Annotated in this window: 18 protein-coding genes and 1 tRNA gene; 10 read left to right on the forward strand and 9 right to left on the reverse strand. The window is 44.3% G+C overall.

Annotated elements, in window-relative coordinates; translation table 11 throughout:
• Nucleotides 1–19 precede the first annotated feature (19 nt).
• From dcuC to NST34_RS01125, 3 genes are all read left to right on the forward strand, one after another.
• On the forward strand, nt 20–1,435 hold the full coding sequence (dcuC, locus tag NST34_RS01115; protein ID WP_076286678.1) for a C4-dicarboxylate transporter DcuC: 1,416 nt from the start codon (nt 20–22) through the stop codon (nt 1,433–1,435).
• 189 nt (nt 1,436–1,624) lie between these two features.
• On the forward strand, nt 1,625–2,947 hold the full coding sequence (locus NST34_RS01120; protein ID WP_341126961.1) for an MFS transporter: 1,323 nt from the start codon (nt 1,625–1,627) through the stop codon (nt 2,945–2,947).
• Nucleotides 2,919–3,833, forward strand: coding sequence for a polysaccharide deacetylase family protein (locus NST34_RS01125; RefSeq protein WP_341126962.1), 915 nt, complete (start codon nt 2,919–2,921; stop codon nt 3,831–3,833). Before NST34_RS01120 ends, NST34_RS01125 begins: the two co-directional genes overlap by 29 nt.
• 36 nt (nt 3,834–3,869) lie before the next feature.
• On the opposite strand, the gene NST34_RS01130 is transcribed toward NST34_RS01125, so the two are convergent.
• Entirely contained in the window at nt 3,870–4,289 is a 420-nt protein-coding gene (locus tag NST34_RS01130; protein ID WP_076286675.1) for a hypothetical protein, read from the reverse strand.
• 227 nt (nt 4,290–4,516) lie between these two features.
• Between NST34_RS01130 and NST34_RS01135 the strand changes: the two genes are divergently transcribed.
• The 4 genes from NST34_RS01135 to NST34_RS01150 all read left to right on the forward strand — a co-directional run bounded on the left by NST34_RS01135 (nt 4,517) and on the right by NST34_RS01150 (nt 11,192).
• A complete protein-coding gene (locus NST34_RS01135; RefSeq protein WP_339244305.1) occupies nt 4,517–4,894 on the forward strand; it encodes a hypothetical protein in 378 nt (125 codons plus the stop codon).
• Between the two features lie 263 nt (nt 4,895–5,157).
• Nucleotides 5,158–9,453: a bifunctional 2',3'-cyclic-nucleotide 2'-phosphodiesterase/3'-nucleotidase gene (locus tag NST34_RS01140; protein ID WP_341126963.1), complete on the forward strand. Its 4,296-nt coding sequence runs from the start codon at nt 5,158–5,160 to the stop codon at nt 9,451–9,453.
• 141 nt (nt 9,454–9,594) lie between these two features.
• Nucleotides 9,595–9,678, forward strand: a tRNA-Leu gene (locus tag NST34_RS01145).
• 119 nt (nt 9,679–9,797) lie between these two features.
• The gene (locus tag NST34_RS01150) at nt 9,798–11,192 is read left to right on the forward strand and encodes an MATE family efflux transporter (RefSeq protein WP_341126964.1); all 1,395 of its coding nucleotides are present in this window, start codon (nt 9,798–9,800) and stop codon (nt 11,190–11,192) included.
• Between the two features lie 54 nt (nt 11,193–11,246).
• Here the strand turns inward: NST34_RS01150 and NST34_RS01155 are convergent, their stop codons facing one another.
• From NST34_RS01155 to NST34_RS01165, 3 genes are all read right to left on the reverse strand, one after another.
• Nucleotides 11,247–12,587 (reverse strand): FAD-dependent oxidoreductase, encoded by a 1,341-nt coding sequence (locus tag NST34_RS01155; RefSeq protein ID WP_341126965.1) that lies wholly within the window; start codon nt 12,585–12,587, stop codon nt 11,247–11,249.
• Between the two features lie 249 nt (nt 12,588–12,836).
• Entirely contained in the window at nt 12,837–14,204 is a 1,368-nt protein-coding gene (locus NST34_RS01160; RefSeq protein ID WP_341126966.1) for a sensor histidine kinase, read from the reverse strand.
• Nucleotides 14,182–14,922 (reverse strand): response regulator transcription factor, encoded by a 741-nt coding sequence (locus NST34_RS01165; protein WP_341126462.1) that lies wholly within the window; start codon nt 14,920–14,922, stop codon nt 14,182–14,184. Before NST34_RS01165 ends, NST34_RS01160 begins: the two co-directional genes overlap by 23 nt.
• A gap of 158 nt (nt 14,923–15,080) precedes the next feature.
• Here NST34_RS01165 and NST34_RS01170 point away from each other — a divergent pair, with 158 nt between their 5' ends.
• Nucleotides 15,081–15,725 carry a hypothetical protein gene (locus tag NST34_RS01170; protein WP_341126967.1) on the forward strand — a complete coding sequence of 215 codons (645 nt, stop codon included), beginning with the start codon at nt 15,081–15,083 and terminating at the stop codon, nt 15,723–15,725.
• Between the two features lie 94 nt (nt 15,726–15,819).
• On the opposite strand, the gene NST34_RS01175 is transcribed toward NST34_RS01170, so the two are convergent.
• Entirely contained in the window at nt 15,820–16,758 is a 939-nt protein-coding gene (locus NST34_RS01175) for a DMT family transporter (protein ID WP_341126968.1), read from the reverse strand.
• A 140-nt stretch (nt 16,759–16,898) separates the two neighbouring features.
• Between NST34_RS01175 and NST34_RS01180 the strand changes: the two genes are divergently transcribed.
• A complete protein-coding gene (locus tag NST34_RS01180; RefSeq protein ID WP_341129493.1) occupies nt 16,899–18,242 on the forward strand; it encodes an aminotransferase-like domain-containing protein in 1,344 nt (447 codons plus the stop codon).
• Between the two features lie 230 nt (nt 18,243–18,472).
• A complete protein-coding gene (locus NST34_RS01185; RefSeq protein WP_341126969.1) occupies nt 18,473–19,951 on the forward strand; it encodes an alpha/beta hydrolase family protein in 1,479 nt (492 codons plus the stop codon).
• On the opposite strand, the gene NST34_RS01190 is transcribed toward NST34_RS01185, so the two are convergent.
• The 4 genes from NST34_RS01190 to NST34_RS01205 all read right to left on the reverse strand — a co-directional run bounded on the left by NST34_RS01190 (nt 19,933) and on the right by NST34_RS01205 (nt 24,558).
• A complete protein-coding gene (locus NST34_RS01190; RefSeq protein ID WP_256716338.1) occupies nt 19,933–20,907 on the reverse strand; it encodes a MerR family transcriptional regulator in 975 nt (324 codons plus the stop codon). The two genes, NST34_RS01185 and NST34_RS01190, sit on opposite strands and share 19 nt — an antisense overlap.
• A 224-nt stretch (nt 20,908–21,131) precedes the next feature.
• Nucleotides 21,132–22,229 carry a polysaccharide deacetylase family protein gene (locus tag NST34_RS01195; RefSeq protein ID WP_341059035.1) on the reverse strand — a complete coding sequence of 366 codons (1,098 nt, stop codon included), beginning with the start codon at nt 22,227–22,229 and terminating at the stop codon, nt 21,132–21,134.
• A gap of 21 nt (nt 22,230–22,250) precedes the next feature.
• Nucleotides 22,251–23,597 carry a 6-phospho-beta-glucosidase gene (locus NST34_RS01200; RefSeq protein ID WP_042184108.1) on the reverse strand — a complete coding sequence of 449 codons (1,347 nt, stop codon included), beginning with the start codon at nt 23,595–23,597 and terminating at the stop codon, nt 22,251–22,253.
• Nucleotides 23,545–24,558 carry an N-acetylglucosamine kinase gene (locus NST34_RS01205; RefSeq protein WP_042184110.1) on the reverse strand — a complete coding sequence of 338 codons (1,014 nt, stop codon included), beginning with the start codon at nt 24,556–24,558 and terminating at the stop codon, nt 23,545–23,547. Before NST34_RS01205 ends, NST34_RS01200 begins: the two co-directional genes overlap by 53 nt.
• Nucleotides 24,559–24,584 lie beyond the last annotated feature (26 nt).

The following is a 24,584-nucleotide window of genomic DNA, read 5'->3' on the forward strand; positions in this document are numbered from 1 at the left end:
CTAAATGGGGGACAGCGCGATGGACATAATCATGTACGGCTCTGCGATTCTGGCGATTGTTATTATTGTATATATGTTAATAAAGCAGATGGATATTAAGATTACACTATTCTTCATTGGTATTGTTCTAATGTTCATTGGAATACTAATGGGTAATGGAATAAGTGCTAAAGGGTTTGAATCTTCGGGTGCTGTATGGTTAGATCCATTGGTAGCCATAGCGGACCAGTTTAAATCGTCACTCACATCTGCTGGTTTTATCATTCTTATTCTTGGTGGATATACAGCATACATGTCCTATATTAATGCGAATGATGTGACCGTCAATGTATTAACGAAACCACTAGGTAAAATTAAATCGGTATATATTCTTGTGCCAGTAGTCTTTTTGCTAGGAAATTTGTTGTCTCTTGTAATACCTAGTGCCTCAAACCTGGCTATAATCTTACTTGCAACATTATTCCCTGTGTTGAAAAAAGCTGGAATGTCAACGTTATCCGCAGCTGCGATTATTGCTACATCTGCGACCATCGTACCAACGCCAATGGGTGGGGATAACGTGGCAATTGCAACTGAATTAGCACAATATGCTGAGTATGCAGGTTTGACCGTAACAGATTATGTATTCCGTTACCACGCGTTAGTCTCCATCCCTACATTATTAGTAATGGCTGTTGTACATTATTTCTGGCAAAAACGTATGGATAAAAAGATGGGCGTCGACACAGAACACGCAGAAGTTGAACTAAAGGATGTTAAGCTAGTGGAAGGTGGAAAGCTGTTTACAACGGTCTACGCTTTGTTGCCAGTGCTTCCTATCCTGTTCTTGATCGTAGTATTTATACTTCAATCTGCATCTAGTATGACTATTAATATAAGCGTTGAGGTAGTTGCCTTATTATCTTTCGCTATTGCGATTGTTTGTGAATTAATCCGTAAAAGGAATGCAAAGCAAGTGTTAGATGGTACAGAGCATTTCTTTAAAGGCATGGGCAGCGCGGTTCCAATTGTTGTTCTGCTGGTTGCGGCTTCTGTATTCGTTACTGGATTGAAATCAATTGGACTTATTGAATCCTTGGAAACAGCGATGACTGGTATTCACGGTTCCAGCCTTGGATTTATTCTTCCACTCATTCTCGTTGCCTTGACTGCTCTAATCGTTATTTTGAGCGGTAGCGGTACGGCGCTCTTCTATTCGATGATTCCTTTATTGGTTCCTCTTGCTAACGCTGCGGGTATTAACCCAATTGCAGTTACAGTGCCAATGGGTCTTGCAGGTAACCTGTTTAGAGCAGTTTCTCCAGTCGCGGCCGTTGTTCTTATTGTAGCTGGCTCCGTTAAGAAGAATCCGATTGAGATTGTAAAACGCACATCTGTGCCAATGCTTGTGGGTGTAGTCTTTATGTTCATCCTGTCCATGATCGTATTTTTATAACTAGGATATCCGGCGTAGCATAGCTGCTGTTCTGGCTCCATTAAGTATTCAGAAGGGGATGTTCCATAGCCAATGTTCATGGCTATTAGGACATCCCCTTTCGCTATTTCTTAGACTTTTTATCCCTACACTCCCAGAGATTGTGGTAATATATTACAATTAGACGATTACCATATGGGAGGTATGTGAGTGAAGCATAAATGGATGAACTCGCCGTACACCTTTGCTTTAGGGATGTTTGCGATGATGGTTCCCAGTCAGGCTTTTAGTTCTTTTTATAGTTATTTTTATGTGGAGAAATTGGGCTTGGGCATAGGACTTGCTACACTGGCCAGAACAATCTTTCTGATCTGGGATGCGGTGAATAATCCGTTGTTTGGATACTGGTCAGACCGCACAAATACCCGCTATGGTCGGCGTAGACCCTGGGTGTTCGGCTCGATTCCGCTATTTATGCTGGCGTTTGTGCTGGTGTTCTCTCCACCCGGCGGATTATCTGAAAATGGACTCTTCACTTGGTTTCTAGTGACACTTATTTTCTATGAGGCTGTCGCTACGGTCTTGTGGGTGAACTATGGCGCACTGCTTCCGGAGCTCTTCCGTGGAGATCGTATTCGGGCAAAAGCCTCGGTGATTCAGCAAGGGTATCAAGTGGTTGCTCTGTTAATCGGTACGGCTCTAACGCCAAAACTTTTCGCAGCAATTAACTTCTCTAATATGGCTATTGTGTATGCCTGTGTCTTCGGCGTGTTTATGTTTTTATGTATGATGAATGTCCAAGAGAAGAAAGAGACCACTAAGACTGAACCGTTGAAGCTCATCCCGGCTTTTCGGGAAACGATTCGGAATAAGAAGTTCTGGGTGTTTAATATTTCGAACTCTTTTGCCCAAACGGTTAATGGACTTGTAAGCTCGATGATTCCCTTTTATGCAAAATATGTTCTACATATTTCAGAAGCACAGGTATCTATTATGCTCGCGGCTGTCTTTGTCTCGGTCATTCCATTAGTGTTCGTGTGGTATTGGATTATTCGTAAGATGGATGGGGTCAAGGCATGGCGGCTATCGCTTATCCTATATGCTTTATCTGTCATTCCGCTATGGTTCGGTTATGATCTTGTAAGTGGTGTGGCCGCTGGCATTGTTGTTGGTTTTGGACTAGCAGGATTTCTAGTAACCCCGGCAATCGTAGGTGGCAAAATTATCGATGAGGATGCAGAGAAGACCGGTCTGAGAAGAGAAGGTATCTATACTGCGGTAAGCGGATTCATCACTCGTTCAAGCGGATTAATCTCGGCGCTGGCTTTTTTCATTGTAGGGATGATCTTTGGTTACAAGGGTGGCGATGATCCAGGGTCTGATCCAGAAGCAACGTTCCGGTATTTAATAAGCGTGGTGCCGTTATGTCTGCTAGCCATATCTGTTGTCATATCTTTTACTATTAAATTTACATTTACGGGGCAATTGAGAGGTGATGCTGACTATGATCAGAAAATTAATCATCAATTGTGATGATTTTGGGCAAAGCCCTGCCATGAATCAGGCGATAATGCATCTATTAGAAGAGGGAAAAGTATCTTCAGCGACGATAATGGCGGTGGCCCCTGGATTCGAGGAGGCGGCTAGATGGTGTAGCCGTAGGCAGCAACGAAATGTGGGCCTTCATTTGACGATGACTAGTGAGTTTGAGGCTTTACGCTGGAGCAGCCTGACGGGGGACTCTTCACTACATGATGATGGCGGGCATCAATATAAGACGGTAAAAGAGTTTGAGCAGGGGGCACAGACAAAAGCTGTGCTGAAGGAGATTGTTGCGCAGTATGAGAGAGTGAAACAATTCGGAATAGTGATTAGTCATGTAGACAACCATATGGGAAGTTTATATGGTATGGAAACGGGACGCAGCTTGCTTCCGCAGACGTTGTGGAGAATTTCGCGCTGGGGATTGCCGTCACGATTTTTCCGATACATCCATCCAGAAGATCCTCTTCTGGGATCGCTGAAAAATATTGAACGTCCAGTTGCACTTGGATCCGGGCTGGCCGATACACTTGGAGTCCCGATTCCTGATTACTTGTTGTCGCATCCTTTTGGTGTGGAAGAGGGTGAGACGTACGATCGTTTCAAACAATCCATTATCGCCAAGATGTATTCGCTACCTGATGGTGTTAGTGAAACCTATATTCATCCCGGAATCGACGATCCGTGGATGCTTGCAAATATACCACATTGGGAGAAGCGAGTCTGGGAATACCGTCTACCCTTTGATGATGATTTTACCTATGCGATTCGTGATGCTAGTGTTGAATTGACGGACTATCGCTATGTACAGGAGCATTTAAAGCGCCCACGAGTAAAATCTGCGGGGAGACTTTTGAAGAAACTGATAAGTTCATGAGAGAAAATAAAAGACACCTTGAGGGGTGTCTTTTGACTATCCCATTAAACCCTTTAGTCCATTCAAGAATGGGGAAATAGATTTAATCATATTGTAGCCCATTTTCACAACCGGCATTGTTCTTTGGATCATCCCTACGAAGCCCATAATTCTACCGAATCCTGAAGCGCCTGAACTTGCAGCCTCGGTAGCGCCAGCAGCCCCTCCTCCCATTCCGAAAAGTGAGCCGAATAATGGCATGAGTCCTGATACGTTCGCTTTCCGGGAGCGGGAAGAAGAGTGTTTTTTTGATTTTTTGTTTTTATTTTTATTTTTACGTGGTTTGGAGAGGGTCAATCCATCCTTATCGAGGCCAGTTATCCATCCTACATACGTACGTCCATCATGAAGCGTAACGCATACAGGTCTACCCTTGAGCTGTTCAGCTCGCTTGCGAATTTTTGCTCTGTTTGACATTTGTGGATCACCTCATTGGTCTATTTAATTCTATATTACTCAGATATTCTGGTGTTGCTTGTGCTGGTTCATCATTAATATGAAAAGAAAGTCCAAAAAATGGATGAGAAAACGACGTTATACATAAATATCGATTTCCAAGTATCTCTCGTGAAAGCCCATTGCATTTATAAAGGTGTTCTTCCGCTTATAAGATTCGAATAACAATTAGTGAAGGGGGTGGTAGGATGTTATCTGCATGGATTGGGAGTATTACTTTTGCGGGAGCGGCGATTCTTTACATATTACTGTCTTTAGGATTACCTTATGGTGAATTTGCAATGGGTGGCAAACATAGAATCATGCCCTTACAGATGAGGATTGCGTGTGCGATCTCAGTTGTTATACAACTGATTGCAATCTTGTACTTGTTGCAGGCAGGCAACGTGATTTCTATTGGATTACCTTTTGATAGAGGCGTATGTTACTTTTTTACAGTCTATCTAATTCTCAATACCGTAATGAACATATTATCGAAGAGTAAAAAAGAAAGACTTGTGATGACACCTTTGTCTTTAATCACGGCAATTTGTTTTGGGTTTACTGCCATCATGAGTGGGTCTTGAGAGAGTTATTATCAGATAAAGATTCGACGTGTTTTGATTTTATGTATGCGCTTTCCTAGGACACATCTCTATAAGGTGTGTTTTTTTGTATGTCTAGAGACTCTTGATCTAATAAAATAAAAATGTGACCTAGGTCTTTCTTCACATGTTAATATATTTAACACGAAATTATATTAATTTTACAATCATATACGTTTTCGTCATGTTTGTGTGATATAATATCACCGAAATTATGTAAAAACTACTAGGGGGAATAAATCTTTATGGGATGGAAGACACGATGGAACAAGCCTCTCGCTTCTGTACTAGCAACTGCAGTGCTTTCAGCACAGGTACTAGGTGGAGTCGTTTTGGGTACGGTTTGGAGTCCGGATAAAGCCGAAGCCGCATCCGATGCCACAGCCAAACTCCGGTTGATGAGCACCACGGACGTACACACCAATGTCTACGGCTGGGACTATTTTAAGAATGCAGCCTCTACAACTGTAGGACTCGATCGGACAGCTACGTTGGTTACTTATGCTAGAAGCGAATATCCTCTTAATAATCTTCTGCTCGACAACGGGGATCTGATTCAAGGTACACCATTGGGGACTTACATTGCGAACGAAAGTAACCTTATGGAATCAAAGACCAAGCTACACCCTATGATTGCGGCTATGAATATTATGGAATATGATGTTGCGACTTTTGGTAATCATGAATTCAACTATGGGCTGGATTTCTTGAAACGTACTATTAAGGGCAGTGCTAATAATCCATTGAGTGGTGCCGACTTCCCCTATGTAAATGCCAATATATATATTGATGATAAAGATGGTAACCCAGACAATGACGTAAATGCTTTTGAACCTTATGTCATTATCGACAAGACTATTATGGATAGCGATAACCAACCTCAGAAAATTAGGGTCGGCGTGCTTGGCCTTGTAACCCCTCAGATTATGGAATGGGACAAGGTTAATCTGGAAGGTCATGTCATCGTCAAGGACATTGCAGAAACTGCAGCGAAATTTGTTCCTATCCTGAAGAGTGAGAATGTCGATGTAATCGTAGCAATGGCACATACCGGCTTCGATGCAACTGCAGTTGCAGGTACTGATGCAGAAAATGCTATTAATCTTTTAAGTAAAGTTGACGGCATCGATGCGATTACCTTCTCACACACCCACAAAGTGTTCCCGACAAGTGATAATAAATCCCTCGATGCTTCTTTCAAGGACCCACTAACGGGACTGCCGTATAATAGCGCTCAATCTGTTGTTGATAATGTCTACGGCCACATTAATAGTACTCCAGCTGTGCAAGCAGGTTATGGTGGAGGTTATCTGGGGCTGATTGATCTTAACCTAGTGAAGGAGAACGGCAAATGGAAAGTCGACAAAGAAAACTCTAAAGCCTCGACCCGTTCCATAGCCGATACAAAACCAGATCCTGCTATAGATGCTGCTGTTGCAGCAGACCACCAGGCAACTATTGACTACACAGGTCAAGAGCTAGGCGTTACTACTGCTTCGATGAATAGTTATTTTGCAATGGTTCAGGACGATCCTACAGTGCAAATCGTTACCAATGCCCAAAAGTGGTATGTGGAGAAGTATATTAACACTAACCTTCCACAGTATAAAAATCTTCCGATTCTTAGCGTAGGTGCTCCTTTCAAGGCTGGACGTAACGGTCCTTCGGAGTACACGAGTATTGAGAAAGGTCCACTGACGATTCGCAGTGCAAGTGACTTGTATCTGTATGACAACACGCTGAAAGCTATTAAAGTTAAAGGCTCTGTTGTTAAGGAATGGGTTGAGATGAGTGCGGGTGCGTTTAATACCATCAAAGTGGAGAGTGCAGCACCACAAAGCCTGCTTAATGACAAATTTGCTGTATATAACTTCGATGTTATTGATGGCATTAAGTACACAATTGATGTAACCAAAGCTGCAAAATACACTCCTTCTGGTGAGATTAATGATGCCTTATCGAGTCGTGTGAAGCAAATTACTTATAAAGGTAAAACTTTGGATCCGAACCAAGATTTCATAGTTGTGACTAACAACTACCGCGCAAGTGGTGGAGGGAACTTTCCGGGTGTGAAAGGTTCAGAGATTCTAGTCGATTCTCAGGATGAGAATCGTCAGATCCTTATGGACTACATCAGAGAAGTAGGTACCATTGATCCTTCTGCGGATGGTAACTGGTCATTGGCACCTATTTTAAAAGATGTGAATATCACCTTTACTTCATCACCAGAAGCGGCAAAAGTTACTATGCCAGCCAACATTGAAGACACTGGCGAAAAAGATATTAAGGGGTTTAGTATTTATAAGCTTGCTCTCCCAGCTAAGGATGTTGAAGTTCACCTACTCGGAATCAATGATTTCCACGGACAACTGGATACAGTTTCTGTTGTGAATGACAAAAATGTGGGAACAGCTGCAATTCTTGCAACTTATCTGAATGAAGCACAGGCTAAATATGACAACTCCTTGCTCTTTCATAATGGGGATTCTGTTGGTGCGTCAGCTCCAGTATCTTCACTTGAGCGCGATGAGCCAACGATTGAGTGGATGAACATGATGAGATTTGATGTTGGATCATTGGGGAACCATGAATTTGACCAAGGTGTCGATGCATTAATGACACAATTGAAAGGCGGTGTGGACCCTAAGAACGAGAACGTTACCCATAAAGGTACGAATTTTGATTATGTAAATGCAAATGCGGTGAAAGCGGAAACCCGCGAACCTATTATTGCACCTTATGTAATCAAAGAAGTAGGTGGTGTAAAGATCGGCTTTATTGGACTTGTGACGAAGGCTACACCAAGCAAAGTTTCACCTTCCGGCACAGAAGGTGTATATTTCCTCACACCTGATGAGGAAGTAGCGGCTGTTGAAAAATATGCGAAGGAGCTCCAATCTGAGGGCGTAGAGACGATTGTTGTGCTTGCACATGATCCTGCCACTACTAAAAATGGAGTTACTACAGGTGAAGCTGCTGATCTGGCCAGAGCACTTCCTGCTGATTCTCCGGTTGATGTTATCGTTGCTGGTGACAACCATGGTCTGGCAAACGGAACTGTAAACGGTAAGCTGATTGTACAAGCGTATTCTTACGGTATGGCATTTGAAGATATTAAGCTGACCATTGATCCTAAAACGGGTGATGTGAAGGACAAGTCTGCTGTAGTAACGTACACCAATCACGATGGTGTAACACCAGATCCGGAAAGTGTGGCACTGGTAAATGCTTACCTTGAGAAGCATCCTGAACTTACCCAACCAGTGGGTACAACAGACGGAACTATCACTCGTACCGATGCTTACACCAAAGAAAGCGCACTTGGTAATTTGATCGCTGACGCTATGCGTACTGCTGACTTCGATGACAAAGCAGGTGCTGCTGATTTTGCCTTTATGAATCCAGGTGGTATCCGTGCAGATCTTCCGAAAGGCCCTGTAACCTTTGGCGATCTCGCTAAAATCCAGCCATTCGGTAATACACTAGTGAAGCTGACGCTAACTGGAGCACAGATCAAAACATTACTTCAGCAGCAATGGAATGTGACAGCTGACGGAAAACCAGATATCAAGACGTTACAAATTTCTGGACTGAAATATACAGCGATTATGAATCTGCCAGTGGCAGATCGTATTACGAGTCTTACGTTAAATAATGGAACACCAATTAATCCTACGCAGAAATATACGGCAGTAGTCAATAACTTTATGGCTGCTGGTGGGGATAACTACAAGGTTCTGACTGAAGGTAAGAATTCATTGGCTGGTCCGATTGATTTGGATGTATTCTACGATTACATTGTGAAGACGTTTGATCGCAAAGAGATCAAGGCAGCCATTGAAGGTCGTATTACGAACAAAGAGAAGGCTGATACGGGATCGGGCAGTGGCGATGGAGGTCCAAATGTTGTAACTCCAACACCTATTCCAACCGTGAAACCAACAGCATCACCAGCACCAACAGCAACACCAGCGCCAACTACTGCTCCAGCAGCAAACTTCAAAGATCTGGGTAAGGTAGCTTGGGCGCAAGAGGCTATTCAAGCTTTGGCTGCCAAGGGTATTATAAAAGGATTGGATGCTAATACTTTTGCACCAACCAAAACAGTGACACGTGCAGAATTTATTACAATGCTGGTACGCGCACTGAATCTGACGGGTTCAGCAACAACCGGTTCATTCAGCGATGTTAAGCAAGGAGTTTGGTACACGGATTCTATCGCCCTTGCGGTCAAGGCCGGACTTGTAAAAGGCTCTGGAAATGGTAAATTTGAACCGGGTCGTGAAGTGACTCGTGAAGAAATGGCTATTATGATTGCTAATGCATTGAAAGATAAACTACAGCCGATTGATAAGAATGCAGCGCTGGACAAGTTTGCAGACAAGTCCAGTATTGCTCCTTACGCACAGGACGCTATAGCACAACTGACCCAATTGGGAATTGTTAACGGTGTTGAGGGTGGTAAATTTGCACCTAAGGGCATAGCTAACCGCGCTCAAGCGGCAGTCATTATCTACCGTATGCTTGAACAAGCTTCATAATCCGATAGTTCTTCTAAAAAGTGTATCGATGATCCCTAATAGGGACTCGGTACACTTTTTCTTTTTGCATTAGGTATTGCCCTTTGCGCTAATATATGATAATTTAGTTCTGCACTGAATGTTTCTTTTTTATATTTTTGTGCGGTCGTGGCGGAATTGGCAGACGCGCACGGTTCAGGTCCGTGTGGGTTAATCCCCGTGGAGGTTCGAGTCCTCTCGACCGCATACCTAAGTGCATATAAATTGCTGTACTTTTGAATTGCTCTTCAACCTGAAGAGCCTTTTTCTATTTATAAGGATATTTCCAATTGGGATAACTCTAATGTAAAAGAAGTGAAGCGAAGATGGAACCTAACGTAAATGTCAGTACGAAGCGAAGTGTGCGGTTTCTTGAGAAATATTTTTCAGGAGACTCGTTAGATTATCGCCATATGATTGCTTTATTTATCCCTATTCTGGTAGATCAAGCCTTTATAGTGGGGCTAAATCTAGTGAATACGGCTATGATCAGTTCGTCCGGTGTGGCGGCTATCAGTGCGGTGAACATGATTGATTCCCTTAATCTTTTTCTCATTAGTGTGTTTATCGCGGTATCAACAGGTGGTACGGTTGTCGTAGCGCAGTACAAAGGAAGCGGCAATAGTCTTATGGTGTCAAAGGCTACCGCAGGCGCGACTTCGTCGGTTTCCCTTATGGCTTTTATTATTGGTATGTTTGGTATTCTTTTTCATAATCCGCTGTTGAACTTACTATTTGGAGCAGCTTCACCCGAGGTAATGCACAACGCCCGAATCTATTTGATTGGGAGCTGTATCTCCTATCTTGGAATAGCTGTGGTAGAGGCAGTGTGTGGTGCTCTTCGGGGAATCGGAAGGACGAGAGCCTCGCTTGCGCTATCGCTTATTATGAATTTAGTTTACGTCCTCTTGAATCTCGTATTTATTAACCTTTTGCATATGGGCGTTCTAGGGATGACCATTTCTATAAATATAGCTCGATATTTGGGCGCGATATGCGCTCTATATTATCTGTTCCGGATGGACAATGAACTGCATATTCGAATTCGTGACTTATTGGTAGTTCAATTCTCCATGCTCAAAAAAATAATGTTCATCGGTATGCCGTTTGCGGCGGAGCAGATGTTCTTTAATGGTGGTAAGATTCTGACGCAAGTCTTTATCGTCAGTCTCGGTACTTACGCGCTTGCTACAAATGCTATCGCCTCTTCCTTTGCGGGGATTATGCAAATTCCGGGCAATGCGCTGTCTTTGACGATTATTACAGTAGTTGGACAATGTATGGGAAGCAATAATGTTAAGGATGCCCGGAAATTTATAAAATCGTTTCTCGTAGCATCTTCCCTTTCTTTTGTGGTGATGGGATTGTTAGTTATGCCTTTCTTCCATCCGCTAGTGTCGATGTTCCATCCACCTGCGGAGATTGTGAGGGATATCTTCATAATTGTACTTATCAATACAATCGTACAAATACCGCTGTGGTCTATTAGCTTCATAACACCGTCAGCGCTTAGAGCAGCAGGAGATTCCAAGTTCACATCTATGGTGTCTATGCTGAGTATGTGGTTGTTCCGCGTAGTACTTGGGTATATCTTAGGTATTGTTCTGGATTTCGGTCTTCTTGGGGTTTGGTTAGCTATGAACTGTGAGTGGGGAATTAGAGGATTCATATTTCTACGGCGCTTCATGGGTAAGAAGTGGGTTCAGCATCGTGTTATATAGTAAAAGTAAAAGACACCCCGTGTGGGTGTCTTTTTGTTTGCCATGCATGTAGAATTATTCTTTGATCTGTGAGAACAAATCATTATAAGCTTCACTCATTGTAGGGTGAGTAAAGATATGATCTCTCAAAAAGGTAAAATCTTGCCCTGTTTGTATTGCCATGCTCACGATATTAATCACTTCGCTAGATTCCGCACAGAACAATGTAGCTCCTAGGATTTTATTGGTTTTTGCATCCACTATTGCTTTTAGGAAGCCCTCGGTTTCGTTAATTAAGCGAGCACGTGGAATAGCTGCTGCAGGCAACTTAGCGACTTTAATTTCAAGTCCTTGTTCGACGGCTGCTTCTTCACTTATTCCTACTCTGGATAGTGGGGGATCAATAAATACACTGTATGGAACAACGTCACGGTCATTTGTGGTATGGGAATGATCGCCGAAGAGATCATTTCTTACAATTCTATAATCATCTAATGAGATGTAGGTAAACTGTAATCCGCCTTTGACATCTCCGAGGGCCCATATATGGGGAACGGTGGTTTTTAGGGAAGGGCTCACCTTAATAGCACCCCGATCTGTAACTTCTACACCGGCTGCTTCTAAATTTAATCCCTCAATGTTTGGTTTTCTACCTGTCGCAACCAGAACAGCATCGACTTTCAATTCTTGAATAGCACCATCTATCGAAAAGGAGATAACTGTTCCATCTTTAACATCCTTCAGTCCTATAACCTTTGCATTCAGTTTGACCTCAATGTTCTTCTTGGTAAAGGTTTGGAGGACGGCGTCCGCGACATCGCGGTCTTCTTTAGGAATGAATTTCGAGGAACTCTCCAGCACCGTAACCTGTGAGCCGAATTGACTGTAGATCGACGCGAATTCCAATCCAATATAACCACCACCAATGATGGCTAGTTTAGTTGGGAGCTCCTTAAGATCCATAATGGATGTGCTGGTATATACGAACTTACTATTTTGTATCCCATCAATAGTAGGAATGATGGTTTCAGCGCCCGTATTAATGAAGATTTTATCGGCGGTTAAGATTTTCGTCTCACCGGCATCCTTTACTTGGACTTCGTGATCCGATAAGAAGGAAGCTTCACCATTGATAACTTCTATATTCTCGTTCTGATTTAGATTATCGTAATTTTTTTGGCGTAGACTTGAAATAAGCTGATCCTTATTATGGACCGCTTCTATATAATCTTCCCCTTGATGGGCTTGATAAGCTAAGGATTTCGTAGGGATACAGGCGATGTTAATGCAAGTTCCACCGTACATTTTCTTAGAGCGTTCAATCACGGCTACTTTCCATTTTCGATTAGCTAGTTCTGTGGCAAGGGTCTTTCCGCCTTTACCGAAACCAATAATAATAGCGTCGAACTTGTTCATTTTAATACCTCCGGGTCACACAGGATGTTTTAAATTATGCATTAAATAGCATGTTGCTTTATTATTACCCTAAATCCGAAGGCCATTAAACGAACGATAAAGAGATTTGAAGACGAAAAAGAGATCTCCTCTAAAGGAAATCTCTTGATGGTCAACATAGCTACCTTGTCGCCTTCTTTAACAATGAAAGAACTCAGTTAGAGGTGCTTAGGAGGATCGATTTTTGGTGTTCGCTCGACATAAAACTGTCTAGGTAGGGGAGAGTGTAGGGAATCCCATGGTGATCACTGCACCGCCATCCTTACGGTTCCCTGCCGAAATCAGACCTCCGGAGCGCTCAACGATCGCGCGGGATATGGCTAGTCCTAGCCCTGATTCGCCATCTTTTCCTTTTACAAATCGGTGGAACAGGTATGGAAGCAGGTCTTCTGATATGCCAGGGCCATCATCACTAACGGAGAGCAGAACCTGATCATCTTTAACCGAAGCATGAATGTAGATATGCTGGTTGGCATAACGAGTTGCATTGGAAACTACATTAAGCAGCGCCTGCAATAGCTTATCTCTATCGGCCCGGATCGTAAGTGGCTCACAGTCATCGTAGGATACATGTAGGGTCAGTCCCTTTTTCATCAAAAGGGGGTTCATGCGTTCAATTGTTTCTACGACTAAATCGTCCAGAGAAAGCTCGCTAGTTCTAAATATATCCTCCTCACTATCCAGCTTCGCAAGCAGGGTCATTTCAGTAACGAGTTTCTTCAGACGACTACTCTCACTCATAATAATATCCAGACCTTTATCGATCCCTTCCCCCTCGAAGATACCATCCTTAATCCCTTCAGCATACCCAGAGATAGACATTAGTGGGGTCTTTAATTCGTGTGAGGCATTCTGGAAAAATTGCTTCTGTACGTGGTTAAAACGATTCAATTCGCCAGCCATGTCATATACCGACTTAGCGACAGCGCCAATCTCTCCGCCAGCTTTGATTAGCTTAACGGCTGAAAAGTGGCGTTCCTTTACCTTTTTCAGCTCTTGCTGCAGCTTCATTAGAGGTTGGATTAGCTTTTTCGTGATAAACAGGCCAAATAGGAGCATGAATGCCCCTGCTGCACCGAAAACGATTAGAAGTCTTTTGAGCAGAGCTTGTTCAATTGTTGTAACTGCGCTCATAGGTGTAAGCAGAGTTAGCGTGCCTATCGGGGTGGACTTCACTTCCGTTATATATCTTGCATCTGTTCCATTCCAAATGTTCTGGAGGTCAGAGGTTTGGCCTGCTACAAATTGCGTATTGGAGTTTACTGCGATTGAACTCATGTTTGATGAGGTGGACAATACTCTGCCTTCCTCATCGCTAAGAATGGCCTCGACGCTTGCAGTACCTACAGTGGAGGGGATGATCGCAGGCAGCGCATGGACCTCAGTTTCGATGTTTCCCTTGTATGCGGCTCCCTGAACCATAGTAGCAGACATGGCAGAGCCGATGGTCCGTAATTCCGCCTTTTGTGTTCCTACAAAATGATTGAGCAGTACAAAGTGGATCACGACAGCGGTAATAGACAGGAGCAGTACCAATACGATGCTAAAAGCTATATTAATCTGATGTGCTAGCTTCATTGATCTCCATTCCCTCCTCAATACGCATACGATAACCATGTCCCCAAACGGCTTCAATCGGCAGCAGGTCTAGTTTTTTTCGCATTCGTTTAATTAAATGGTCCACGGCGCGGTCGCTCCCAAAATAGTCATCTCCCCAAACATAGGTTAACAGCTCATCTCTTGTAAATGCGCGGTTTGGAGAAGCTGCAAAAACTTTTAGAAGGGTGAATTCTTTGCTGGTGAGTTCAATCTCATTACCGTGCCAGAACACACGTCTTTCCTCCAATAATAACTGTAGGTGGCTAACCTCAATTTGCGTCGATAGGTGTGGGCTACTAATTGCGGGTTCCACGGGATTACTCATTTTATACCAGCGTTGTAACTGGCGTTTAATGCGAGCAACTAGCTCCCGGGGGCTAAATGGCTTGACCAGATAATCATCACTGCCAAGCTCTAAGCCTAATATTTTATCCACTTCATTATCTCTTGCGGAGATCATAATAATCGGTACCTCGGCTTCATTGCGAATCCGCCGACAAAACTCGTACCCGTCCATGCCAGGCAACATTACGTCGAGCACCCACATATCCGGTGGGCTTGTCTGCCATAAGGTCCATGCTTCCTCAGCGCTGCCAAGGCCGATCGTGCGGTAATTTTCTTTTTGTAAATAGGCTTCTACAAGATTACGTATATGCTGATCATCGTCTACTACGGCAATGAGATAGTTGGTATTCATTTCGTTACCTCCAGAGTATTCTTCTGCAATTATATCAATCCATAGGTGGGTATAGGGGTCTGCCATCGTTTTTCCACAAATTAACCAATGTTATGCCACACCCATTTTGTAAGCTTGGACTTGTAAGATCATTCAAATCGACGAGGAGTGTTGTATTTATGAATCAACAGATGATATTTAAAAAGTTAGCGTTGTCCGCCCTACTAGTGTCCGCAGTTGCCGCACCGACTGCAGTGAACGCAGCAAGTGGAGCTAACGATCAAAGTGCGAAGACAACAGTAGCAGCCGTGGTTACTCCAGCAAATAGTGGATCACTTTCTGCAAGCTTAATAAGCTTTGATTGGGTAGATCCCCTGGAACTGGCTAAAACATACGCACCTAATACCCTGGAAGACTGGAAGAAGACCTTGGATCAATATTATAAGGCTGCTGGATTTAGCATTACCGCAGTTTCTGAGCAGGCGGAGGGAGTTCTATTATCGAAAGAGATTGGATCAGCTGAAGCTTTGCCCGTGAGTTACATTGAAGCGGGTCGCAATGTTGAGGTATTACCTAATGATAAGAAGATGGAGAGTTTTGCCTCTACTTCAATTAAAGGTGTAGCTGCAATTGCGGCAGTAGAATCGACTGAAGCTACGATTTCAATTCAAGAACTTAGTGAGGCGGATAAAGCCTTCTTCAAAGCCCAAGAGGATCTGAATAGCGCGGCTAAAACCAAAGATTCCACTGTGATTAAGGAAGCCTTAACTAAACTATTGGATCATTATAAAGAGAAGATCAAGGCGTTAGAAACGTCGAAGTAACAGTGATAACCGCAGCTTGATACAGAATAGAGAGAATGAAAAGGTAAAAGCAAAAAGACACCTCGAGGGGTGTCTTTTTGTTACGTAAATGTATCTAGTCCAACCCAATCTCGCTTTTTGCTTGAATCCTTGCTCTTTTCCGCCAATTCACTCCGATCACCCCGGCAATGATCATCACCGTACCGGTCCAATGATACCATTCCAGCTGTTCATTCAGCAGGAGTACACCACCAAGAATAGAGACAACTGTCGAAAGACTGCCAAAGATACTCACGCGTGAAGCCTCCATTCGGGATAAAGCATAGTTGGAGAGGAAGGAGGTCACGAGGGAAGATAGCACACCGAGATAAATCATGGAGAATATGAATTTTGGCTCCTGAAAAGGTGTGAAATATTGATTCAAGGTTCCTGCCGAACCATGTTTAATGACCGACAATCCATTAAAAAATATAAATCCAAATAAAGTAATCATATAAGTGAGCTCTTTAGGACTCCAAGTTCGTGTCAGCTTTCGGGCCGCAACATTATAGCCGGCAAGGGATAGCGCTGAGATTAGGATGAGTAAGACGCCCCACAGACTGGAGGAAGAAATACTCACGCCCGGAATGGCAAAGATAAGAATGATGCCTGCAACCGAGATTAAGGTGGAGATCTTCTGGAAACCGCTCGTAGTTTCTTTCAAGAACATCGCTGCTAAAATGATGGTGAAGATGGGCATGGTCGCCTGAATAATGCCCGCTACAGCAGATGTTGTATGCAGAAGTCCAAAGGCTTGAAGTGTAAAGTACAACGATGGGTATAGTAGAGCAAGTGGGATTACCACTGCTGCCTTGGAAATACCAAACTTCACCCGCCCCCATCCTGGAAAAGTAAATAATGAAGCGGCAAGGAAAGATAACGTGAAGCGGTGAGCTAACGTATCGAATGGGTCCGAGACGGTTAAAGCCATTTTTACAAATATAAAAGAAAACCCGACAATAATAGCATTCAAGATAGCAGCTACTATCGCTTTTTGAGTAGAAGATGTATTCATCTATAAGACCTCCAAAGTGTTGCGCGCATTTAGGACCGGTCCTGTTATGCTCTTTATTCTAACGCTAGAACAGCTGTGCTACAATGTAATTATTGTTCATCTGTACCGGTACAAAATAGACTCGGAGGTAGGTGAAGGGCATATATAAGTATTCGGAGTTAATCAACGATCTGGAATTACAAATCGCTGAAGATACATATCGTGAGGGCGACAAGTTACCTTCTATTCGAGAGCTAGCGCTACGTTATGACTGCAATAAGAGCACGGTTATTCGAGCACTCCAAGACCTTCAGGACAAACATCTAATCTATGCCGCGTCAAAGAGTGGATATTATGTCATGAAACGCAGTGGGGAGCGAAAAGAAGAGGGGGCGCACTGGATTGATTTTACAGCATCTGCACCGGACCCGGATATTTTTCCGTATCTAGATTTTCAACATTGTATTAATAAGGCGATCGATATGTACCGTAAGGATTTGTTTATCTATGGAACGCCGCAAGGGCTGCCGTCTCTGATCCGTGAAATGCAGCGGCAACTGGCCTCTTATCAGGTATTTGCTGATTCCAAACAGATTTTTATCACCTCTGGTGTGCAGCAAGCACTTGGACTCTTAACCCGTATTCCTTTTCCAAATGGCAGGGAGCGTGTGTTGATTGAACAGCCGAGTTACCCACTGTTTATGGAGTATTTGAAGACGTACGACATCGAGACAGAGGGGATACAGCGTTCGGATGACGGGGTGGATTTGAATGAATTAGAGCGGTTATTTAAGACGGGCGAGTTCAAGTTCTTCTATACCGTACCACGGTTTCATAATCCGCTTGGCGTTTCCTATACCCGCAACCAGAAGAAGGCGATTGCCCAGCTTGCAGCTAAATACGATGTGTATATCGTTGAGGATGACTACATGGCAGATCTGGAGCAGGACACGAAGCAAGATCCGATTTATGCCTATGACAATGCATCACACGTTATCTATTTAAAAAGCTTCTCCAAGATTATATTCCCAGGTCTGCGCGTTGGTGTGGCTGTACTTCCTGAGGTGCTCTGTGAGTCCTTTAACCGATTCAAAAGACTGATGGATATAGATAGCTCTATGCTGTCTCAAGCTGCCTTGGAGTTGTATTTAAAAAGTAGAATGTTCGAGCGCCACCGAAAAAAGATGCGTTCCTGCTACGGAAAAAGATCCATGCTCCTCCATGATTCGCTTATGAGGGAGGCAAATGCAGCGTCTGAACAGCATTATTCCTATGTTCCTGCCAGTCAGCTAGGCGTGCATACGTATCTGAAATTGGAGGATAACTTTAGAGCAGAGCAGATGATCAAAAGGCTGCAAAAAAAGTTCATTCGAGTGGAGATGGCGGATAGCGGTTACCTTCCCTATTTTGCGAAAAAAGAGAGAATTCTAAAGCTCAATGTATCTAGTGTAAAAGAGCCTGATATTTCTTCTGGCATTGCACAGGTGATTCGAGAAATACGCTGAAGTAGCATCTTATGAATGTTCTATCTTAATAAGATCCATCAGTTGAGAGGCGACCTCCAAGCTGTTATCTTCCCCTCAATTATGCCCCAATCCTCATTTCTCGTAACCCATAGTTTTTCTCTATCCTCCATTCAGTGAATGAAATAGGTGTTTGATTCTCCTCTAACAGGAGGTTTTATACTTGGTTCAGGTCGGCGGCCAGAAGAGAAATCCAAGGAGGATTATAGATTATGAGATGGATTGAGATCATGCTTGTCTTATTTAATGTATGGATGTTGGGTGGGTTAATGCTAGGACGCCCTAAATCACAACGCGGGTGGCTGATAGGCGGCGGAATTTCTGCTGTTTTACTGCTTGTCCACGCTTTCGTGGAAGGATTGCGGTGGCCGATGATCCCAATGTATCTGGTCACACTATGGGCGATTGTAGGAGGGGTAAGACCTTTCTTACGACCCACAGCAAGGATAGAAGGAAAGTCGCGACAGCGCTGGAAGACACTAATTATTGGAGGAGTTGGAGTGGTTTATGCTGCTGTGTCCATTGCGCTGCCGCTCCTATTCCCTGTATTTTCTTTTGCGGAGCCCACAGGTCCTTACAAGATAGGAACCATTACCTACCATTGGACCGATTCTGCAAGAGAAGAAAGATTTACGAAAGCATCCGGTGATTCCCGCGAATTAGCGGTGCAAATCTGGTATCCGGCAAGTTCGGAGGCTACTGGAAAAAAGGCGCCCTATTTATCTGATCCTGCTCCCTATATAGAGGGATTGCATGAATTTTTGCACCTGCCGGAGTTTTTATTCTCAGGGTTTAAGCTGGTCAACACCCATGCTATTGCGAATGCCGGATTAGCGGATACAGAATCTAAATATCCTGTGCTTCTATTTTCGCATGGATTTATGGGCTACAAGAATCAGAACATGTTTCAAGTCGAGCAATTGGCAAGTCACGGCTATATTGTCGTAGGGATTGAACATGCTTATAGCAGCGTGGCTTCGGTATTTCCAGATAAGCCTGTGGTGAAGTTTGATTCAGAAGGAAAAATGGGCTATGAGCAAATGAAGTATTCTTTTATGGATCGGCGTAATGAAGTTTGGGTAGAAGATGCGAAGTTTGTGCTTGATCGAATGGAGGCCTTGTCTGCGAACGACCCTAGTGGTCTGTTTACTGACCGGATCGATCTTGAACATATGGGCATGTTCGGGCATTCCTTTGGGGGAGCCACGACGGTGCAAATGCTGCTGGATGATCAGAGAATACAAGCAGGCATCGATATGGATGGGGTACTTTACGGTGAAAAGCGGATTCCTACAGACGGCCTAAAGAAGCCTTTTCTGCTCATGAGTGCCGATGACACATTAAAAGGAGTAGACCAAACCACTGATGCAGAAATCAACGCGCTTGGGACGAACAGAGAAGAAATTACAGCCTACTATAATGAGCTGTTTGCCCGTTATGAGCCGGTAACCGCAGGTGGAAACTATTGGATGACATTCAAAAAAAGCACTCATATGAGCTTCTCCGATCTATATCTGCTCACCCCGTTGTTTAAATGGATGGAGGGTGTGGATGTGAGCGGAACGCATGAGCTGATTAATGAGTACACGCTTGATTTTTTTGACCATTATTTAAAAGGGCAGCCCTTGCAATATTTGAACATCAACCTGGGAGACCATCCGAAGTTCACACTTCAACAAGGCGCAGAGTGAGAGTTCTCCTGCCCGAGTTTCCATTGTAATCCTTGCATCAGCAAGGTATTTCCTTCTACAATAACATCCCATTTGGGATTGAGAAGCAAGCACAGTTTATTAAAGCGTTCTATCCGTTCGGTAGGAGCAGTGTGCATGCATTGAGCATATTGACGGAAAAAGGCAGCTTTATCGCGGAACTGCTCTGGATCTGCATACAGCATCACAAAATCTTCAACAATAGCCTGTACAACAGCGCTGTCTGCTGATAATTTGTGTTGCAGGGCTGCTTCCACCCGGACTCGGATACTCTCCAGCGTTCTGATCCAGGACGCAGCGGGAACACGAGGGTGTCTGACCATATTGAGGAAGGGCAGTTCGAATCGGACAAGCTCCTCCATGTACTGCGCATCATTCATTAGCGCTTGTAGCTCATTCCAAGCTACGGTTTGCCCAGCTGTCACTTTGACTTCATTGATAATATATTTATTGAACAAATATAAAAAAGTATTCTGCCATTCGGATGGCAATTGACTGAACGGTTGTATTTCTTCTATTTTGCTGGAGATGAACTCGTTTCGTTTAGCGGTATTCATGGACAAGGAGTCAGCCAGCTCATTCATGTAATCCATGGAATTGCCTGATGAATCATGCGCTTGGGCTTGGCGCAGAATCGAAATCATATTAGTCAGCGTATTAACCTGCGTCTCCAGTGCTTCGATTTGCCAGTTGAGTGCTGTATTGAGCTGAATCTCTCCAGCGATGACTTGGCGGATCTCGTCAATGCCAAAGTCCAAATAACGCAGTGTTGTGATCAGCCGCAGGCGGGAAATATCTTCGGGAGTATATAACCGGTGTCCACCTTCGCTGTGACTCGATGGTTTCAAAAGATCAATGTCGTCATAATAACGGATGGTTTTAATGGTTGTGCCCAGCAGCTTAGCCACCTCGCCGATGGTTTTGGTATCTTTACGCAAGAAATCACCCCTTCTGATGGAATAATACGATGTTGCAATTGATTGTACCGAAAGGAACAACAGCTTTCAATTAGAGCTTGCATTTGGATGATAGTAGAGCAAACTGGGATTACGGCGTTTACTGCTGGGATGTTTACCATTCTCATAACGCAAAACAGCGATCCACCAATAACGGGGGAGCGCTGTTTTTTACCGCAACTATTTATCAGTATAGATGATGTCTCTTATTGATCTTCTACTATCTCTGACTGCCAGCCTAACTGTCTGCACATCTCGCTCATTTTACGAATATTGAGTCTGGCTTCAATCTTGGTTAGTCCCAATCTGATCGAAGTATCCGCAGCCCAGCGAAGTAAGTACACCAAGGTATCAGCCTGCGCTTCTTTAGCCGCATAATCTAATAATACAAGGGTATTGTCTACGACACCGGCGCGTACATATCCCCAATAGCTGCCATCAAATTGCCGTATGGTAAACAACTCGCGATCCTCTGTCACTCCAACCTCTTCTAGTGGACTCTCCAAATGCTCCAGCCACTCCTTTTCAGAAGTGAAATGCAGTGTATATTGCGGAATGTTCCACTCAGTTGTCTGGGTCGCGAGGTCGGCAAGCTGCTTACTATTTTCTAAAGGGATCCAATTTTCCAAGGGATGATCTAACTCTGCGGGAACGTCTACGACTATTTTCCAGGGTCTGTGGTTTACTTCTACGCCAATGGACCCAAGGATCTCAGGTACGCCGACACTTTCCAAGCCTCTTTGCTTGGCGATCCGAATAAGTGCTCTCAGTGCATCCGGTGAACCTTTTGCAACATCATTACTATGCATGACTACAATGGTTCCATTCTCAAGCGTAGGTTCAACTCTGGCAACGATCTCTTCAGCAGAAATACCAGACCAATCTCCGCAGTCAACGCCTTCAATATCTAGATAATCGCCCCATTCTGTCAGCCACTCGAGATTTTCTTCCCGGAATGAGCAATATGGAAAACGCATGAAATTGGGAGAAGGGAGACCCGTTGCGTCCTGATAGGCCAGCTCAGTCAGCTTCAATTGCTCTAAGAATACCGCCTTTGGCACTTGGGCCATTCGCCGATGATGGTACGTATGCGGAGCAAGCACATGACCACGGGACAGGATCAATCTCGCCTTCTCTGGATAGCGATCCATCCATTCCCCAGTGAAGAAAAAGGTGCCGACAGCACCTTCCTCCTCCAAAACATCAAGCCATAATTCAACGGGAAGCTGGGAAGGCCCATCATCAAATGTAAACGCGCAGATGGCTTGGTTCACATCGCCTTTCCAAACCGCTTTAGCTGACATATTGACGCCTCATCTCTATGGTTATTTAGTAAAAAAGTTCGGCAAGAACTCTTTATTGGCTTCCAGCATTTCATCCAGCATACGAACCGCCACATCTACAGATGGAACGAGTGGATGATGCACCATTGCCTGAAGGGCAAGCGCACGATCACCGGTCACAGCGGCATCAATGGCTAGCTGCTCGTAGGTTTTGACAGCATGAATAAGCCCTTTGGCCATCGGTGGAATCTTAGTCAGTGGTAGAGGTAGTGGTCCGTTCTTGGTGACAACACAGTTCACTTCAATGCTTGCATCATCTGGCAAAAAGTCCAGTATGCCACGGTTAGCAACATTCAAGGTCTGGATGTCGTTTGAACCGTTATAGAGCGATCTCATGAGATTAACTGCTGCTTCTGAATAGAAAGCACCACCGCGTTGTTCTAGCTGTTTCGGTTTCTCGCTCAGCTCTAAGTTGGCGTATAACTCAAATAGCTCTTCTTCTACGCGTTTGACGACTTCAGCACGGTTGATACCTTGCTTAAACGATTCCATCTGCTCTTCGAGCATGGCATCCGTCATATAGAAATATTTCAAATAGTAGGAAGGCACGGCGCGAAGAGATTTTAGGAATTCTGGATTCCACTCTCGGGCTGGCACGTTCTTGGCACTGTAGCCCTCTGTGAGCATATCATCCAGCTTATCTTCACCTTCAACGTCGATTCGAGTAATCCAGTGTAAGTGATTCAGACCAACGAATTCGGCATAAACACGGTCAGCAGCTACGTTATATTTGGCGGATACTTGTTTGATCAGACCGATAGGTGCATTACAGAGACCGATACTCTTTACTTTGGAGTATTTCAGAACAGCCTCAGTGACCATTCCTGCAGGATTGGTGAAATTGAGCAGCCATGCGTTAGGAGCCAGCTCTTCGATATCCCGGCATACATCCAGAATGACAGGGATCGTACGCAGTGCTTTCATCATTCCGCCAGGACCTGTCGTTTCTTGACCAATGACACCATATTTAAGAGGAATCGATTCATCACGTGCGCGGGCATCAAGCATACCGACACGCATCTGAGTGCTGACGAAGTCTGCACCTTCGATAGCCTTCCGGCGGTCTGTTGTAAGATGAACTTCAATCGGAAGCCCGGATTTCTCAACCATGCGTTTAGCGAGATTTCCAACGATATTCAGCTTGCGAAGTCCAGGTTCGATGTCTACGAGCCATAGTTCACGAACAGGAAGCTCCTTGTAATGAAGAATAAATCCCTCTACCAATTCGGGTGTATACGAAGAACCCCCACCGATAACTGCGATCTTTAATCCTTGATTAGTTGCCAAGATCAACCACTCCTGTCTTTTTTGTTTGTTGGATCGATTCATAATCTTGAAATTGCCGCATGGTCTCATACGCTTCATTACTAAGGGTCAAACCATCTTGATCCATCGCGGACCATACGGCACCTACTACAGGCTCTGTGGCAAGAGTCACCACAGTTGCTTGTGGAGCTGCGGCTTGTACAGCTTTCTCAATAGGTCCGCGAATCCAGCCGCGATCCCCACGGGTTAGCAGACTTCCCGCCAGAACCACATCGAAGGTGTCCTGCTCCATCCCAAGCTTGTGGATGACTGCCGCAGCGGACTTCCCTAACTCAACGCCTTGCCGATTTAGAATCTCTAAGGCTACAGCATCTCCTTCAGCTGCTGCTTCGAAAAGCAAACGAGCAGCATGAACAGGGACCCTTTTCCAATGATTGAGGAAATCATTAAACATATCTGCAACTTCCTCATAACCTAGCAAGTTGAGTAGAAGTCCGGTCAAGAGGGTAGGTTGCTCCCGTCCATCCCAAGCTCTTATGACAGAACGAAAGACTTCAATGTTGAGTGCACCGCCACCGCCGAAGTCACCGTACATGTAGTCAAAGCCACCACACTGATAGTGCTCTCCTTGCGTGTTTCTGCCTGCCGAATTGGTGCCTGTGCCGCAGATTAGTGCAACTCCATAAGGGCGAGTCGTCCCTGCACGTAATCCGATCATGGTGTCACAGTTAATGGTGTAATTGATAAATCCGATCTCGCGAATCATTGGATGGAGAATGAGATAATCGGCCTCTCGGTCAGCACCGGCAAGCCCAAGATAGGTATGTTGGATGTCCTCCAATCGGAGTCCAGCCTCATCTAGTGCCCCGAATGTGGCCTCTCGAATGCTGTTGGCTGCCTCAAGTGCGCCTGTCTGGTGGTTGCCGTTACCGCTCCTGCCCTTACCGAGAACATTGCCATGTTCATTGCATAGCAGAGCATAGGTTTTGGTGCCTCCACCATCGATCCCCAAGTAGTAAGTCAATGGTTGTCACTCCTTGTTTATATGAT

This window comes from Paenibacillus sp. FSL H7-0714 (assembly GCF_038003765.1).
GTDB lineage: Bacteria > Bacillota > Bacilli > Paenibacillales > Paenibacillaceae > Paenibacillus_AQ.